Source organism: Mesorhizobium sp. LSJC269B00 (genome assembly GCF_000502815.1).
Taxonomy (GTDB): Bacteria; Pseudomonadota; Alphaproteobacteria; order Rhizobiales; family Rhizobiaceae; genus Mesorhizobium.
This window is the reverse complement of the sequence record NZ_AYVN01000001.1, coordinates 602,228-618,477: the sequence shown is the minus strand read 5'-3', so window position 1 is coordinate 618,477 and position 16,250 is coordinate 602,228. Positions and strand designations below refer to the sequence as shown.

The window sequence follows — 16,250 nt, the reverse complement described above, 5'->3', positions numbered from 1 at the left end:
GGGGAGATTGGCAGTTCCGGCGCCGCCCCTCGTCTTGCGACGTAGAAAATTAGCGAAAGCCGAGATGACAGCCAATCTCCCCACCTGTGGGGGAGATGTCCGGCAGGACAGAGGGGGGCGCCGTAGAGCGCTAGTCTGTGCAGCGAGGACGGCAGGTCGCCGTCCTCGCGCGTTCATTCAAACCAGGCTTACTCCCCCGGCCCCTTGCAGGCCACGATCTGGTCCTTCGTGTAGGTCGTCCACTCCGGGATCGAGATCGAGACCGGCCATTCCGGGCTCAGCGACGGGTCGGCGGCTGCCTTCAGCTTGGCCTTGCCTTCGTCGGTGGCGTTGTCCCACAGCTGCGGGTCGACCAGCACTGTCTGCTGCGCCGGCTTCTTGCCATCGAGGATCTGCAGCGCCAGCGTCACGCCCGCGCCGCCGATCGAGCCGGGGTTGGTGACGGCTGCACCGACGAGACCTTTCACCGAGCTCAGCTGGCCGACGAAGCCGGCATTGTCGGCGCCGACCACCGGCACCAGCGGCGCCTGCGATTCGACCAGCGCGTCGACGATGACGTTGTCGATGCCCGACGTCCACACGCCGTTGAACGGCGTGCCGGTGGCCAGGAACGACAGCATCTGCTGCTTGGCCTGATCCTGCTGCCAGCCGGTGAAGACTTCCTGCGCCACCTTCACGCCGGGGTTTTCGGCCAGCGCCTTCTTGAAGCCTTTGTCGCGATCGCTGTCGGCCGAGGCGCCGGCGGCGCCGCGCATGTAGAACACTTCGCCCTTGCCGCCCATCTGCTGGAACAGCCATTTGGCGCCGAGATAGGCATACTGTTCCTGGTTGTTGGAGATGATGTAGGCCGACGGTTCGGTCACCGCCTGGTCGACGGCAACGACGACGATGCCGGCCTTGGTGGCTTCTTCCAGGCCCGCCTTGATGCCGGCGGGATCAGCGGGGTTGACGACGATGGCGTCGACCTTAGCGCTGATCAGATTGCGGATGTCTTCGAGCTGGCCGGCGGCATCGGTGTTGCGGTGGGCGATGTTGAGCTTCGTCACTTCGCCCGAAGCCAGCGCCTGCGCCTTCATGGCGCAGACCATTTCCTCGCGCCAGCCATTGCCCTGCACGGTGTTGGAAATGCCGATCGTATATTTGGCATCGGCCGACGACACGCCCATCGATGCCAGCAAGGCAGCGCCCGCAAGCAACGGGACCATGGTCAGTATTTTCTTCATGTCAGTACTCCTCCACATTGTTGTTTTTCGTCTCAGGGCCAGACCCTTCGGCAGGATCGGACCAAGTCATTACCTCGTCATTTGACGAAGGGACGCAGCACGTCGCGGGCGAGCAGGAAAGATCGGAAGAGCGTCGTGTAGGGAAAGANCGTGTGCTCTTCCGATCTATGCGCGGCACCTGCCAGCCTATCCCGGCGGAAAGGATTCCGCGCTCATACAAACCATCATGATCGATCATCAAATCCTTGGCGTGGACATGCAGCATGTAGGGGCCGAACTCCCGGATGAAACGGCCCTGGTCGATCATTTGCCAGACCAGGTGCGAGGGGTCGAAATTCATGCCGACCTCGCCGCCCCAGGCCTCGAGGATGCGCCGCCAGATGTAGGGCGAATAGGCGATGTTGTGCCCGCCCGGCCACTCGTCATAACTGAAGATCATCGGGCAGTTCTCGAAGGTGAGTTTTACCCCGTGATCGCGCGCATAGGCGACTGTCTCGGGCCAGACTTTCAGCGCGTCCTGCCAGTTGACGTCGACGGTCTTCGAGGCATCGCCACCGCAGAAGGTGTTGACCACCGGCACGCCCATATTGGCGGCCAGCACGATGACCTTCTTCAGATGGCCGATGACGGCCTCGCGATGGGCGGGGTCCGGATGCAGTGGGTTGGGATAGTAGCCGAGGCCGGAGACCGTCAGCTTCTTCTCCGTCAGCGAAGCGACGATCTCCTTGGCCTGCGCGGGCGAGGTGGAAGCGGCATCGATATGGCTGGTGCCGGCATAGCGTCGCGTCGCGCCGGAGGTCTTCGGCCAGCAGGCGATTTCCAGCGCCTCGAAGCCGGCCGAGTGCGCCCAGTCGGCGACCTCGCCAAGCGGCGTCTCCGCAAACGGTGCTGTAAGAACTCCAAGTTTCATTCTGCCTCCCTAGACCCGACGACTATAATGCCGATTGTTTGGATCGCTTCAACCTCGCGACCTCATCTTGTTCGAGACTGTGCCGGACAGCCGCCGTCGGATCGTCCGACAGCAGGTCGCCCAGCGCCGATGTGACGGCCGCGCGGAACGTCCCGTCAGCGGCAAGGCCGGGGTCGAATATCCCGTCGATGGCAAGGATGGCGGACACCAGCGCGCTGGCATCGGGACCCGTCGCGTCGGCGATTGCGGCGACCTTGCCGGCATAGGGATCCGACACCGGCCAGCGTCTGCCGAAACGTTCCGAGGCCTGGATCAGATAGGCCATCCAGCCGGCGACCGGCACCGACAGCAGGCCGATGCTCTGGCCCATCGCGAGCCGGTCGCGGATCGGGTTGAGCAGGCGCTGGACGATCTTCTGCGAACCGTCGGTGGCGACCTGGTGGTTGCGGTGGCGGATCGCGGTGTTCTTCAGCCGGGCAAGGCTCTGCTCGACATAGGCAAGCGGCAGGACGCCGGATACCGGCATCAGCGTCGGCACAGTCTCCTCGACCAGCATGCGCCTGATGAAGTCCGACAGCAGCGGGTCGGCCATGGCATCCGATGTGTGCTCGAGACCAGCCAGAACGCCGAGCGTGGCGAGTGCCGTCTGGGCGCCATTCAGCACCCGCATCTTGAGATGCTCAAACGGCGTGACGTCGTCGACGAAGGTGGCGCCGACCAGATCCCAGCGCGGCATGCGGCCGGCGAATTTTTCCTCGATCACCCACTGCCGGAACGGCTCACCGACAGCGACGGCGGCATCGTGGTAGCCGAACCATTGCTCGACACTGTCGAGGTCATCTTGCGATACCGCCGGCGCGATGCGGTCGACCATTGACGAAGGGAAGGCGGAATTGGCTGCGATCCATGCGGCCAAGCCATTGCCGCGCTGCTTGGCGAAGGTCTGCACGACATTGGCTAGGATAACGCCATTGGCCGGAATGTTGTCGCAGGACAGCAGTGTCAGCGGCCGCCCATTTGTGGCCCTGCGCTGCTCCAGCGCCCGCACCAACAGGCCGGGAACGCTGCGTGGCGTCTCGGGGTTGGCGAGGTCATGGACGATGTCGGGATGGCCAAGGTCGAGTTCGCCGCTGGACGGGACGTGGCAATAGCCTTTTTCGGTCACCGTCATCGTCACCAACTCGATATCGGGTGAGATCAGCACACCCAGCGCCGGTGCCGCACTCTCCTGGCTGTCGACCACCCGGACGATGCTGCCGATGACGCGCGCCTCGATGTGGCTGTTCTCGCGGATCAGCCTTGTGTAGAGCCCGCCCTGCCGTCCCAGCGTGTCGGCAAGGCGGGGCGGACGGATGTTGATGCCGACGATGCCCCAACGGTCGAAGCGCAGCGAGATGAGATCGTCGGTGTATTCGGCCTGATGGCAGCGATGGAAAGCGCCGACGCCGAGATGCGCCATGCCGGGCGAGAGGAGCGTACGGTCATAGGACGGTGTCTGCACCGATGCCGGCAAGCGATCGAGCAGCGCCGGCCCAAGCGTTTCGATGGAAGCGCTCACCGGTTCGCTCCGATCACCGCCTGCTCCTGGTCGACAACCGCGCCGGTCATCGGGCCGGCGGCGTCGGACAGCAGGAAGACGGCGAGGCTGGCGATGTCGTCCGGCGTCAGCAACCGGCCGAAAGGCTGCGCGGCGTTGGCCTTCTCGAGCCAGCCAGGGCCGTTGCCCAAAGTCTCCGCCTGCATGATGCGTTCGGCCGGCGTGTCCGTCCAACCGACATTGATGCCGTTGACGCGGATGCGGTCGAAACGGTGGGCGTTGGCGGCGTTCTTGGTCAGCGTCGCTAGCGCGCCCTTGGTGGCGGAATAGACGGCAAGCTCCGGCGAGCCGCAATGGGCGTTGATCGACAGAATGTTGAGAATGGCGCCACCTTGGCCGCGCTGCTTCATGTCGGCAATCGCCGCCTGCATCAGGAAGAACGGCGCGCGCGCATTGACGGCAAACAGTGACGCCCAGTCGTCGAGGCTGGCGTCGAGGAAAGAGGCGCGATCGGTCAGGCCGGCGGCGTTGACCAGCGCATCGATGCGGCCGAAGCGCTCGATGCAGGCCTGCGCCAGAAGGGTGGGGGCGTCAGGATCGGCAAGGTCGGCGGCGACGAAGATGGTCGGCATGCCCAATTGCGAAAGCTCGGCCGCCACGGCCTCGCCACGCGCCCTCTCGCGCCCGGTGACCAGCAGCCCGGCGGCACCGGAACGCGCCAGCGTCTCGGCAATGGCGCGGCCAATGCCTTGCGTCGACCCGGTGACCAGAGCCACCTTGCCGTCAAGCCGGATCTCCATTCCTCCTCCCGGGAATAAAGTTTCTATTTTGAGAAATATGGAACGGCAATTCCCGACAGTCAATTGGACCAGTGACGCCTCATTCGCCGCGCCGCGCCGCCACGCCATGGACCAGCGCCATCCCAACGGCGAGCGAGGCCGCCAGTGAGCGGAAGCCGGCAAAGTCGGATTCCACCACTTCCAACCAGCTGTCCGAGAGCGGGATCAGCGGGCTGAAGGTGCTGTCGGTGACGGTGACGATACGCGCCTTGCGCTCATGCGCCACCGCGACGAGATCGGGCGTGATCGAATTGTAGGGGCTGAAGGAGACAGCGAGCACGGCATCCCGGCCGCCGATGCAGCCGATCTGGTCGAGTGCGGAGGACCCGACATTGTCGACCAGCACGTTGCGCACGCCTTGCTGCGAGAGCGTCAGCGAGAGATAGGCGGTGACGGGAAAGGCGCGCTTGGAGCCGATGACATAGATCAGCTCGGCCGCCGCCAGCAGCGCCACCATCTTGTCGAAACTCTCGACGTCGAAGCCGGCCTCGATGCGGCCCAGCGAGGCCTGCGATGCGCCGACCATGCCGTGCAGGAAATGCAGATTTGGCTCGGTCTCGGTGCGCGGTTCGCCGCGCCCTTCCGGCCATGAGCCCTTAATGTGCTCCTTGAACAGGCCCTGGAAATCGGAAAAGCCGGAATAGCCGAAGATCTGGGCAAAGCGCACCAGCGTCGAGGGCTGCACGCCGGCCTGTGCCGCAACCTGCGCGATGGTGCCGAGCGCGACGTCGCTCGGGTGCTGCCACAGGAAGATCGCCACCTGGCGCAGCCGCTTGGGGAAGTGCACCGTGCCCGACGACAGCACGGCGCGCAGCTCCTCATAGGTCTGCGGCTGGATGTAGCCGAGCGCGGCCAGCGAGCGTCCGCGCTTGCGCGTCGCCGCCTCGTCGGTGCTGGACCGTGCGGATGCCTTGCTTGCCCCACTCATGATTTCAGGCTAGCGCGATACGATCGTTTTACAATATGAAAATTGGAAATCATGTTCGAAAGCGGTGTGCCGGGAGGAGCTTGAAAATGGTCTACGCAACATCGGACGGATCAGCCGGCAAGCGGCTGCGGGTCGGCATGGTCGGCGGCGGCCGCAATGCCTTTATCGGCGCCGTGCATCGGCTGGCCATGCGCCTCGACGACCAGATCGTGCTGGTCGCCGGCGCGCTGTCGTCGGACCCGGAAAACGCCGCCGCGTCGGCTGCCGAGATCGGCATCGCGCCGGAGCGCAGCTATGCCGATTACCATGTCATGGCAAAGGCGGAAGCTGCTCGGCCGGACGGCATCGAGGCGGTGGTCATCGTCACGCCCAACCATCTGCACGCGCCGATCGCCACGGCCTTTCTGGAGGCCGGCATCAACGTCATCTGCGACAAGCCGCTGTCGACGACGCTGGATGAGGCCGAGGCGCTGGTGGCGCTGGCGCGGGAGAAAAAGCGTCGCTTCGTCGTCACGCTCAACAACACCGGCTACGCCATGGTCCGCCAGGCGCGCGAGATGGTGGCGGCGGGCGCGCTTGGCCGCATCGTGTCCGTGCATGGCGCCTACATCCAGGACTGGCTGACCAAGCCGATCGACGCCGAGGGCCAGAAGCAGGCGGAGTGGCGCACCGATCCGGCGCGCGCCGGGCAGTCGGCGGTGCTGGCCGATATCGGCGTGCATGCCTTCAACCTGGCAAGCTATATCTCCGGCTGTGAGGCCGAGGCGGTGTCGGCCGATCTGTTCACTGCCGTGCCGGGACGCCGGCTCGACGACAATGCGCATGTGCTGGTGCGCTGGACCGGCGGGGCGCGCGGCACGATCCTCGCCAGCCAGACCTCGCCCGGCCACTACAATGATCTCTCGGTGCGCATCTATGGCGACAAAGCCGGGCTCGAATGGTCGGGCGGCCGGCCGGAAGAACTGCGCTTCTCCATCTACGGCGAGGAGACCCGCACGCTGGTGCGCGGCGGCCATGGCTCGACCACTGAGAGCCAGCGCGTGTCGCGCATGCCGGCGGCGCATCCGGAGGGATATATCGAGTCCTTCGCCAATTTCTACCGCGACGCCGCCGATATCATTCGCGCCCATCGCTCTGGTGGGGTGGTCGATCCGGCGCGTGCGGCGCAGGTGCCCGACGTTGTGGATGGCGCGCGCGGGGTGAAGTTTGTTGCTGCGGCGGTGGAGTCGAATGCGGCGGGTGGGACATGGACTTCGGCGCGGTTTGGGTGAGGGGCTGATGCGGATGTAGAGGCCAGCCGCCTAGGGCGGTCCCCCACTCCGTCTCGGCTTCGCCGATCCACCTCTCCCCCACATTCGTGGGGGAGAGGAAATCCCAAGCTTTTTGATGGGAAATGAAACCCAAGTCTTTCGATGCAGTGACTCCGGCGGTTGGCGTTTCCTCTCCCCCATGAACATGGGGGTAGAGGTGGCTCGGCGAAGCCGAGACGGAGTGGGGGACTGACGCTGCCCTAAGGGATTGACCTGCCGAAGGCGCTACCGCCGCCGCAGCAGACCTGGCAGCGGCGGGGCGCCAAGTACTCTTCGGTCGCTTTACTGGGCAAAACGCTGCTATGCATGTGTTAATCATGATATGGGTTGTTCATTGTCAGAGCATCGGCCCAGCCGTATTCGGTAACAATGCGCAACTTGTCTCTCTTCCTTGCTGCCAGCCTCGGCTGCCTCGTTCTCTCGGCGGTTTCCTTCGGCGCTCCGCAAGGCCTGCTCGTCACCCTGTTCCCGGACAGCAATGCAGCGAAGGTGGCGCAGTGCAGAAGCCTACTCAAAATCCGTTTCGACACGGGCGAATGGCCGGACAAGGGCGCGGCTGACTACATGCGCTATGACGAGTGCTACTATCTGATCTGTGGCGGAACCAGGTCGAGCGCTTGAAGGCTTGGTGCAGCTATCCCTTGATCGCCGAGCCGACGATGGAATCGACGAAGAAGCGCTGCAGGAAGACGAACAGGATGAGCGGCGGCAGCACGGCCAGCGTCGCGCCGGCCATCACCAAGCCGGTGTTGACCGCACCTCTGTTGTAGCTGAGCAAGCGGCTCAAGCTGATGACGATCGGATAGGCGTCGGCATTGCCCTGCAGCACGGTCAGCGGCCACAGATAGCTGTTCCAGTGATAGACGAAGGCGAAGAGGGCCAGAGCCGCGATTGCGGGGGCGACGCTCGGCGCGACGATCTTGTAGAGGATCAAGAACTCCGTGGCGCCGTCCATGCGCGCGGCGTCGATGAGCTCGTCGGGCACGCCGGAGATGAACTGGCGCATCAGGAAGATGCCGAAAGCGTTGGCGAGATTGGGCACGATGATGCCGGCGAGGCTGGCGTTGAGGCCGATCGAGCCGACCAGGCGATAGAGCGGGATCAGCGTCACGATCGGCGGCAGGAACATGGTGGCGATCAACACAGAAAACAGCAGCGACTTGGCGGGGAAGTGGTATTTGGCGAAGGCGTAGCCGGCCATCATGCTGGTCAGCAGAATGCCGGCGGTGGTGATCGAGGCGATGACCAGAGAATTCCACATCGAGCGGCCGACATTGACCACGCCCGACACCTTCTCATAGGCATCTAGGCTCGGCGTGCCGGGGATCCACACCGGCGGCACCTGCATGCTCTCGGCCGGCGTCTTGAGGCTCGACAGCGCCATCCAGACCAGCGGGAAGGCCGAGGCAACGGCGACCAGCAGCATCAGCGTCGCCAGCAGCGCCTTGTGGCCGGACGGGCGCCGGCGCGACAGCCGGCTCGACGATCCCGCGCTCATTCGTCGTTCTTCCGGTTGGCGAAGGCAAACAGCGCGCAGACCACGACGACCAGCGACAGCATCAGCATCACCGCCATGGCCGAACCCAGTCCACCCTGCGCACGCTCGATGCCGACGCGGCGGATGTGGTAGGTGAGCACATTGGTCGAGCCGACCGGCCCGCCCTGCGTGATCAGGGCCACGGGCTCGAATACCTGCACGGCGTTGATGATGGCGATGACGGCGCTGAACAACAGCGTGCGCCGCATCAGCGGCAGGGTGATGAAGCGGAACTGCTCGAAACGGTTGGCGCCGTCGAGCTTTGCTGCTTCATACAGGCTGCCGGGTATTTGCGTCAGCCCGGCGATCGCCAGCACGGTGAAATAGCCGACCTGCTGCCAGACATTGAGGAAGACGATCGAGATCAGCGCCGTGCGCGGCGACGACAGGAAAGGCTGCGGGCCGATGCCGATAAGGCCGAGCATCTGGTTGAGAGGGCCTTCGCTCGGCGAATAGAGTTTCGACCACACCAGCGCGACAGCGATCATCGGCACCATGTAGGTGGCAAACAGCACCGTGCGCAGCGCCGTGCCGCCGGGCACATCCTGCTGGTAGACCATCAGGCCGAAGGCCACCGACAGAGGCAGGATGAGGATGACGGAGAGCGCGGTGTAGACGGCTGTGTTGGCGAGCGCGGCCTTGAAATCGCGGCCAACCGAGGAGACCCCGAAAATCTCGTGGAAATTGTCGAGGCCGATGAAGCCGGCGCTGGAAAACGGCGTCTGCGTCGACCAGTCCTGGAACGACAGCCAGACGGTGAGCAGCATCGGCAACAGGACGAAGATGCCGATCAGCGTCACGGCGGGCGCCAGCATGATGCCCGCCGAGGCACGGTACCTCTGAATCATTATTTGGCGGCGCGCTCCAGGATCGAAATGGCGTCGGCCTGCGCCGTCGCCTGCGCATCCTTGGCCGAGACCTGGCCATACTGCAACGCCTCGAGCGTCTGCTGCAGCGATTCCGAGAATTCCTGGCCGCCCGGCACCACCGGGAACGGCTTGGCGCCGGTGAGCACGCTGACATAGCCGGAGAGGAATTCCGAGCCGAGCTTGTCCTTGTGCGCCTCGATGTCGGAGAGGCGTGAGGGCAGGATGCCCATCGACATCAGGATATCCGACATCGCGGAAGCGCCGCTCTTGCCGGACTTTGGATTGTTCAGCCAGGCGAGGAAGTCCCATGCCGCCTTCTGCTCGGCCGCACCTGCATTGGCGTTGACCACGGTCATCCAGGAATAGGAGATCGAATGCGGCTTGTCGCCGCTCGGGCCGACGGGAATCGGCGCCGTTGCAATGTCGGCGAATCTGTCGCCCATGCCGGCCTTCAGCGCGCTCTCCCACCAATTGGCCATGATGATCATGCCGGTCTTGCCGGAGACGAAATTGTCGAGGAAGGGGCCGGTGGTGTTGGCGTCTGCGGTCGCCATCGCCGGCACGCTGGCGCCCGACTTGATCAGGTCCTCATAGAACTGGAAGGTCTCGGTCGCCTGCGGGCTGTCCAGCACCGGCTTGCCGTCCTTGACCAGGTCGCCGCCATTGGACACCAGCAGCGAGGCGAAGGGGTGGACGACGCCGGCGGCCCATGAATTGATCATGCCGAAGCCTTGCTGTCCCGCATCCTTGTTGGTCAGCTTCTTGGCCGCATCCTTGAATTCGTCCCAGGTCTTGGGTGGCGCCGCGATGCCGGCCTGCTTGAACAGCGCCTTGTTGTAGTTCAGCGCATAAACATCGATTTCGTTGGGGATGCCATAAAGCGTGCCGCCGACCGAGGCGGCGTTGGTGATGCCCGCCGGCCAGGCGGCCTTGACCTCGCTGGCCACCGCATCGGGAGCGGGCGCGACCAGCTTGTCGCGCGCCAGTTCCGGCAACCAGAGATCGTAGATGCCGCCGATGGTTGGGCCGTCCGCGCCGCCGCCTTGCGAGCGCAGCGTGGTCAGGAGGTCGCCGAAGGGGACGGCGCGCACGGTGACGCTGACATCCGGATTGGTCTTGGCATAATCCTTGGCCGCCGCTTCCAGCAGCGCCACCGTCTCCGGCGACCAGTGGGTGAGATAGGAGATGTTGACCGATTGCGCCCAGGCCGTGGCGGGCAGGATGGCGAGGCCTGCGGCCAGTGCCAGTTTCGACGTCCAGGCAAACGACATTCCTCATCCTCCCTATCGGTTCACATGAGGTTATGACAAGTCAGCGCGGCGACGCAAGGGCTTGCTGGCGAAAAAGTCTCACATGGTACGGTCACAGATTTCTTTGCGGCGCTGGAATGTGGATATTTATCGTTAGGTAACAAACGGATACAGGTACTGCAATGTCGTGAGGGGGCCAACGCCGCCATTCCTGAGGCGCAGCAGACCTCTTGCGAATACCGCTATGTCGTTATAATGACTTTTGCCGAACCAATGACTTCTCACGGCACGGAAACGCCGCGGGACGCCAAGGACAGAGAACAATGGGAGACTGGCAATGAGCATGCTTTCACTTCACCGGCGCGCAGCACTTGGGCTGATCGGCGGCCTTGCCGCCGCCTGCGCCGGCGTCTTCGCCTCATTGCCGGCGCGAGCCGCCGACAGCACGGTGACGCTGTGGAGCTGGCGCACCGAGGACGAGGCCGCGATGCGCCGCATCTTCGATGCCTTCGAGGTGAAGAATCCCGGCATCAAGGTCGCCATCCAGTTCACGCCCGATGCCGACTACCAGAACCGGCTGAGCACGGCGCTGCGCGGCGGGCGCGGGCCCGACATCGCCCAGCTCAAGGCCTATGGCGAATTGCAGCCCTTCGTCGAGGCGGGCTATCTCGACGCGCTGGACGACAACGTGCCGGAGCTGAAGAACATGGAGGACGCAGCGCTTGGCGGCGTGCGTGGCCGCGCTGACGGCAAGCTCTACGGCGTGCCCTACTCGGTGCCGATGATGGGCGTCTTCTACAACCAGGATATCTTCGCCGCCCAGGGCATCGAGATCCCCAAGACCTACAAGGATTTCACCGCCGTCTGCGAGAAGCTGAAGGCGGCCGGCATCACGCCGATCGCCACCGGCGGCGCCAACGGCTCGGGCTGGGAGCTGGAGATCGCCGTCGGCGTCGTCGGCCCGACCATCTATGGTCCTGATTTCTACGACGAGATGATGAGCGGCAAGGCGACCTTCCAGGATCCGCGCTATGTGGCGGCGCTGAAGCGCTTCGCCGAGCTGAAGCCGTATTTCCCCGACGGCTTCGCCGGCATCGACTACACCACCGCCACGCAGCAGTTCATCGGCGGCAAGGCGGCGATGTTCCTCGGCGGTTCGTTCGAGAACGGCAGCTTCAAGGCGCAGAACCCGAAGCTGAAATTCTCGATCTTCCCGTTCCCCGCCGACGATGCCGGTGCAAAACTCTACACCTCGGCCTTCTCCGACGGCTCCTATGGCCTGGTCTCTGAGAGCCAGAACAAGGAGGCCGCGACCAAGGTGCTGGGCTTCATCGCTTCGGCAGAGTTCGCGCAGATGTTCGCCGACGAGCTCGGCTGGCCGCCGGCCCGCACGGATGTGACGGTGAAGGATCCAGTGCTGGCCGCGATGATGGAGATGGCGAAGAATTCGACGCCGTATCTGACGCTGGTCGGCTTCCGCTGGCAGTCGCCGACGGCGTCTTCGGTGCTGCAGTCGGAGATCATCGACATGGTCGAAGGCAACATCGCGCCGGAGAAGCTGGCGGCCGACATGCATGCCGCGGTCGCCACCTGGTTCAAGCCGAAGCAGTAGGCGCGGCCGGTCGCAAAAGCGGCCGGCCTCTCACGGACCAGAAAAGCGCATGAGCACCCTTCGCCGCACCAGCAGCCTTCGCCGCACGCAGCAGCGCATGGCCGTGCTGTTCATCCTGCCGGCGCTGGCGGTCTATGCGCTGTTCGTCCTCTATCCCCTGGGGATGTCGCTGTGGGGCAGCTTCTTCGTCTGGAAGGGGCTGCGCATGGTCGAGTTCGCCGGCCCGTCGAATTTCTCAAGGCTGTTCGTTTTCCCCAGCGGCGCGCGGATCTACGGCGCGCTGTGGCACAACACCGCCTGGTTCTTCGGCATCATGGTCTTCCAAAATGGCCTCGGCCTGTTGTTCGCCTGGCTGCTGTTCCTGCGCGACAAGGGTGCGGCCTTCTTCCAGTCGGTGTTCTTCTTTCCGGCCGTGCTGAGCCCGGTCATCGTCGGCGCGCTGTGGCGGTTGCTTTTGGCACCGGGCGGCGTCGTCGAATGGGCGCTGAACGGGCTCGGCCTGCACCAGGGCAGCCTGACTGTGCTCGGCAACAGCCACACCGCGCTCGCCATGCTGATCGCCGTCGATGCCTGGAACTGGATGGGCCTGCCGGTGCTGACCTACACGGCAGGTCTGCGGCAGATTTCCGGCCAGATTTTCGAGGCGGCAAAACTTGACGGCGCCGGCAATGCGCGCATGCTGTTCTCGATCGCGCTGCCGCTGCTGATGCCGGCGCTGGGCACGCTGACGACGCTGTCGTTCATCAACACCTTCAACCAGTTCGACATCGTCTATGTCATGCAGGGCGTGCAGGGCAATCCGAGCTATTCGACCGACACGCTGGTGACGTACTTCTACCGGCTGGCCTTCGGCGCGGAAGGTGCTGTCGGCATCACCGATATTGGTCTGGCTTTGGCGCTCGGCACCGTGCTGTTTTTGATCCTCAGCATCGGCACGCTCATGATGCTGCGCTTCTTCGACCGCCGCACGGTGCAGCTATGAGCGCGCTGGCGATTGCGCAAAGACCGGCCATCTCTCGGCAGCTTGCGCGGCTGCCCGGCTGGACGGTGCTGGTCGTTTGGACGGCGGCCGTGCTGTTGCCGCTCTACATCCTCATCGTCTCCTGTTTCAAGACCACGGCCGAGATCTACGACAACAGCCTCGGCCTGCCGCAAAGCTTTGCCTTCGACAATTTCATCAACGCCTGGACGCGCGCCGATCTCGGCCAGAATTTCATCAACAGCCTGATCGTCACGGGCGGCGCCGTCATCCTCACCATCGTCGTCTCGGCGATGGCCGCCTATCCGCTCAGCCGCTACAAGCTTGGCTGGAATGCCATCATGCTCGGCCTGTTCCTGTCCGGCATCATGCTGCCGATCCGGTTGGCCTCGGTCGAACTGTTCACGCTGATGCGCAATCTCGGCCTGCTGGATTCGCTGACCGGGCTGATCCTGGTCTATTCGGCGATCCGCATTCCCTTCGCCGTGTTCATCTTCGCCAATTTCATGCGCGTCTTGCCCTCCGAGTTGGACGAGGCGGCGCGCATGGACGGCGCCGGCGAGGTCCGCATCCTGTTCCAGATCATCCTGCCGATGGTCAAGCCGGCGGTGTCGATCGTGGCCATCTTCACCGCGATCGCGGTGTGGAACGATTTCTTCTTCCCGCTGATCTTCATCTTCGACGACCGCTACAAGACGGTGCCGCTGGCGATCAGCGTCTTCGTCGGCCAGTTCCGCACCGACTGGGGCCTGGTGTTCGCCTCGCTGGCGATCTCCATGGCGCCCATCCTGATCATGTATTGTCTGCTGGCGCGCCAGATTCGCGAAGGCGTGGGCACCGGAGGAGGCATGAAATGATCGAAGACAGAATTTATGCGGCGAAATCCATCCTGGTGGTCGGCGCGCACGCCTTCGATGCCGAGGTGATGGCCGGGCCGCTGGCGGCCGCTGCCGTCAAGCGCGGCGCCACGGTGACCTTCCTGCATCTGACCATGGGTGAGCAGGGCCATCCGTACCTGGTTCCCGCGCATTATTGCGTGCAGAAGGAAGAGGAAGCGGGCAGCGCGGCGGAGCGGCTCGGCGTCACCATGCGTGGCTTTGGCCTGCGCGACGGCTTCCTGCCCACAGACGATCAGACGGCGCTCGAAGTGGGCGACATCATTCGCGAGCTGAAACCCGAGATCGTCATCACCCATTGGCATGGCAGTTGGCACAAGGACCATCGCGCCGCCGCGCATTTGACGAAGACCGGTATCTTCTTCGCCGGACTGCCGACCGTTGCCAGCGACCATCCGGCGCACACGCCGCAACTGCTGCTGTTCGGCGAGAACTGGGAGGACGATGACGGCTTCCGGCCCGAGCATCTCGTCGATGTCAGCGACGGGTTCGAGGCCTGGCGCGACGCGGTCATGGAGTATGAGCTGGCGCGCGGCCTGAGCAGCTTCCCCTATGTCGACTATTACAGTTCGCTCTACCGGCTGCGCGGCTGCCTGCGCGGCACGCGCCATGCGCAGGCCTTCGCGGCGGCGTCGCATTCGTGGAATGCCGGCAGCGGTCTGTTCTCGCTCCCCTTCGGCAAAGGGTCGGGTCGATGACGCGGGTACTCGCCATCGATCTCGGCGCCACCAATCTGCGCGCTGCCGTATCTACGGGCGATGTCGGTGCGTTGGAGGCGCTGGGCAGCGAGCCGGCGCCGGCAACCCTTGATGCCTTCATTGCGCGCATCGACGCGCTGTGCACTGAGGCCGGGTCGGTCTCAGCGCTTGGCATCGCGGTGCCGGGTCTGGTCGAGGGCTCAATCTGCCGCTGGATCCCCAACTTGCCGTTCCTCGACGGCGTCGATATCCAGCCGCTGTTTCCCAAACTGCGCGTAGCGCTCGGCAATGACGCGCAGATTGCGCTGCTGGCGGAGGCTGTCGAAGGCAGTGCGAAAAACATGTCGGATGCGATCCTGCTCGCCATCGGCACCGGCATCGGTTCGGCGGTGCTGGCCAATGGCCGCATCGTTGCCGGCGCGCATGGCGGCGCCTGCTCGTTCGGCTGGGCCTGCGCCGACGTGAGGGATCATGGTGAAGAGCGCAGCGGCTGGCTGGAGCGCGTCGCGTCGGGCCGGGCGCTTGATGCCCTTGCCGGACAGATCGGCCTTGCCGACGGCCGCCAGCTGATCGCCGCTGCCCAGGCCGGCGAACTGGCCGCACTCACCTTGCTTGAACTGCCGGCGCGACAGCTCGGCACCGCGCTTGCAGGCGCTGTCGCGCTGCTCGATCCGCAAGCGGTTCTGATTTCGGGTGGTTTGGCGGAGGCGCTGGATGTGATCCGGCCGCCGCTGCTTGCAGCGCTGCGACGCCAACTGCCGCCGCATCTGCGCGGCATCGACGTCAAGCCCGGAAAATTCGGTCCCCGCGCCGGCCTCGTCGGCGCGGCGCTGGCCGGCGCCGTTGGGCAAGGGTGGAGGCATGTGCGATGAGCGAAGCAAGCTTTCAGCAGCCGGACCGCAGACGGCCGGAGCCGCTCTGGTATCAGGTCGAAGAGGCGATCCGCGCCATCGTCAAGAGCGGCGAATGGGCAACGGGCGACCAGATCCCGGCGGAGGACAGGCTGTGCGCCCTGTTCGGCGTCAGCCGCATCACGCTGCGCCACGCCTTGCGCAACCTCGAGGAGGCAGGACTGCTCAGGCGCGAACATGGCCGCGGCACGTTCGTGCGCTCGACCACGCTGGTCGCCGGCACGCGCGAGCTGACCAGCTTCACCCAGGAGATGGGCAATATGGGCGTGGTCGCGGGCTCGCGCCTGCTCGACTGCAGCCTGACCACCGCCAACGCGGCGGCTGCCGGCGCGCTGGAGATCGAGGAAGGCGATCCGGTGGTGCGCATTCGCAGGCTGCGGCTCGGCAACAACGAGCCGATCGGCATTCAGACGGCGCAGCTGTCGGCCGTGCGCGTGCCGGGCTTCCTCGATGCCGGCCTGCTGCAGGGCTCGCTCTACGAGGCGCTGGAGCGCCATTACGGCATCGTGCCGGTGGCGGCGCGGGAAAACTACCGGGTCGGCGCGGTCGGCGCGGCGGACGCCGAACTGCTCGACCTCGCTGTCGGCAGCCCGGCCTTCGTCGTCGAACGCATCACCACCGACGAGCGCGGCCCGTTCGAATTCACCGTCTCGATCATGCGCGGCGACCGCTACGAAATCCGCTCGACGCTGCGCGCCGGACGCGTGCCGCTGAACCCGAGAAGCTGATCCATTCCAGACCGACACAGCAA

Annotated in this window: 15 protein-coding genes; 8 read left to right on the top strand and 7 right to left on the bottom strand. The window is 64.8% G+C overall.

Going from position 1 to position 16,250, the window contains the following annotated elements:
* Positions 1–188: 188 nt before the first annotated feature.
* The 4 genes from X771_RS161845 to X771_RS161865 form a co-directional block, all read right to left on the bottom strand.
* Positions 189–1,223 (bottom strand): ABC transporter substrate-binding protein, encoded by a 1,035-nt coding sequence (locus X771_RS161845; RefSeq protein ID WP_023686524.1) that lies wholly within the window; start codon positions 1,221–1,223, stop codon positions 189–191.
* Positions 1,224–2,155: 932 nt separating this feature from the next.
* The gene (locus tag X771_RS161855; protein ID WP_023686522.1) at positions 2,156–3,691 is read right to left on the bottom strand and encodes a mannitol dehydrogenase family protein; all 1,536 of its coding nucleotides are present in this window, start codon (positions 3,689–3,691) and stop codon (positions 2,156–2,158) included.
* Positions 3,688–4,470 (bottom strand): SDR family oxidoreductase, encoded by a 783-nt coding sequence (locus tag X771_RS161860; protein ID WP_023686521.1) that lies wholly within the window; start codon positions 4,468–4,470, stop codon positions 3,688–3,690. Before X771_RS161860 ends, X771_RS161855 begins: the two co-directional genes overlap by 4 nt.
* A gap of 79 nt (positions 4,471–4,549) precedes the next feature.
* Positions 4,550–5,437, bottom strand: a complete 888-nt coding sequence (locus X771_RS161865) for a MurR/RpiR family transcriptional regulator (protein ID WP_023686520.1) — start codon at positions 5,435–5,437, stop codon at positions 4,550–4,552.
* A gap of 86 nt (positions 5,438–5,523) precedes the next feature.
* Between X771_RS161865 and X771_RS161870 the strand changes: the two genes are divergently transcribed.
* Positions 5,524–6,708: a Gfo/Idh/MocA family oxidoreductase gene (locus X771_RS161870; RefSeq protein WP_023686519.1), complete on the top strand. Its 1,185-nt coding sequence runs from the start codon at positions 5,524–5,526 to the stop codon at positions 6,706–6,708.
* Positions 6,709–7,125: 417 nt separating this feature from the next.
* Positions 7,126–7,368 (top strand): hypothetical protein, encoded by a 243-nt coding sequence (locus tag X771_RS161875; protein ID WP_198025806.1) that lies wholly within the window; start codon positions 7,126–7,128, stop codon positions 7,366–7,368.
* A 13-nt stretch (positions 7,369–7,381) separates the two neighbouring features.
* Here the strand turns inward: X771_RS161875 and X771_RS161880 are convergent, their stop codons facing one another.
* The 3 genes from X771_RS161880 to X771_RS161890 are packed head-to-tail and all read right to left on the bottom strand — an operon-like array spanning position 7,382 to position 10,424.
* Entirely contained in the window at positions 7,382–8,245 is an 864-nt protein-coding gene (locus X771_RS161880) for a carbohydrate ABC transporter permease (RefSeq protein ID WP_023686517.1), read from the bottom strand.
* Positions 8,242–9,132 (bottom strand): sugar ABC transporter permease, encoded by an 891-nt coding sequence (locus X771_RS161885; RefSeq protein WP_023686516.1) that lies wholly within the window; start codon positions 9,130–9,132, stop codon positions 8,242–8,244. Before X771_RS161885 ends, X771_RS161880 begins: the two co-directional genes overlap by 4 nt.
* Positions 9,132–10,424 carry an extracellular solute-binding protein gene (locus X771_RS161890; protein WP_023686515.1) on the bottom strand — a complete coding sequence of 431 codons (1,293 nt, stop codon included), beginning with the start codon at positions 10,422–10,424 and terminating at the stop codon, positions 9,132–9,134. The genes X771_RS161885 and X771_RS161890 overlap by 1 nt, the downstream gene beginning before the upstream one ends.
* 316 nt (positions 10,425–10,740) lie before the next feature.
* Here X771_RS161890 and X771_RS161895 point away from each other — a divergent pair, with 316 nt between their 5' ends.
* The 6 genes from X771_RS161895 to X771_RS161920 are packed head-to-tail and all read left to right on the top strand — an operon-like array spanning position 10,741 to position 16,227.
* The gene (locus X771_RS161895) at positions 10,741–12,015 is read left to right on the top strand and encodes an extracellular solute-binding protein (protein WP_023686514.1); all 1,275 of its coding nucleotides are present in this window, start codon (positions 10,741–10,743) and stop codon (positions 12,013–12,015) included.
* A 49-nt stretch (positions 12,016–12,064) separates the two neighbouring features.
* Positions 12,065–12,997, top strand: coding sequence for a sugar ABC transporter permease (locus X771_RS161900; RefSeq protein WP_031202401.1), 933 nt, complete (start codon positions 12,065–12,067; stop codon positions 12,995–12,997).
* Positions 12,994–13,851, top strand: a complete 858-nt coding sequence (locus tag X771_RS161905) for a carbohydrate ABC transporter permease (protein WP_023686512.1) — start codon at positions 12,994–12,996, stop codon at positions 13,849–13,851. The genes X771_RS161900 and X771_RS161905 overlap by 4 nt, the downstream gene beginning before the upstream one ends.
* Complete coding sequence (locus X771_RS161910; RefSeq protein ID WP_031195993.1) at positions 13,848–14,588, top strand: PIG-L family deacetylase; 741 nt, start codon at positions 13,848–13,850, stop codon at positions 14,586–14,588. The genes X771_RS161905 and X771_RS161910 overlap by 4 nt, the downstream gene beginning before the upstream one ends.
* Positions 14,585–15,460: an ROK family protein gene (locus tag X771_RS161915; RefSeq protein WP_023686510.1), complete on the top strand. Its 876-nt coding sequence runs from the start codon at positions 14,585–14,587 to the stop codon at positions 15,458–15,460. The genes X771_RS161910 and X771_RS161915 overlap by 4 nt, the downstream gene beginning before the upstream one ends.
* On the top strand, positions 15,457–16,227 hold the full coding sequence (locus tag X771_RS161920) for a GntR family transcriptional regulator (RefSeq protein ID WP_023683130.1): 771 nt from the start codon (positions 15,457–15,459) through the stop codon (positions 16,225–16,227). The genes X771_RS161915 and X771_RS161920 overlap by 4 nt, the downstream gene beginning before the upstream one ends.
* The last annotated feature ends 23 nt before the right edge of the window (positions 16,228–16,250 follow it).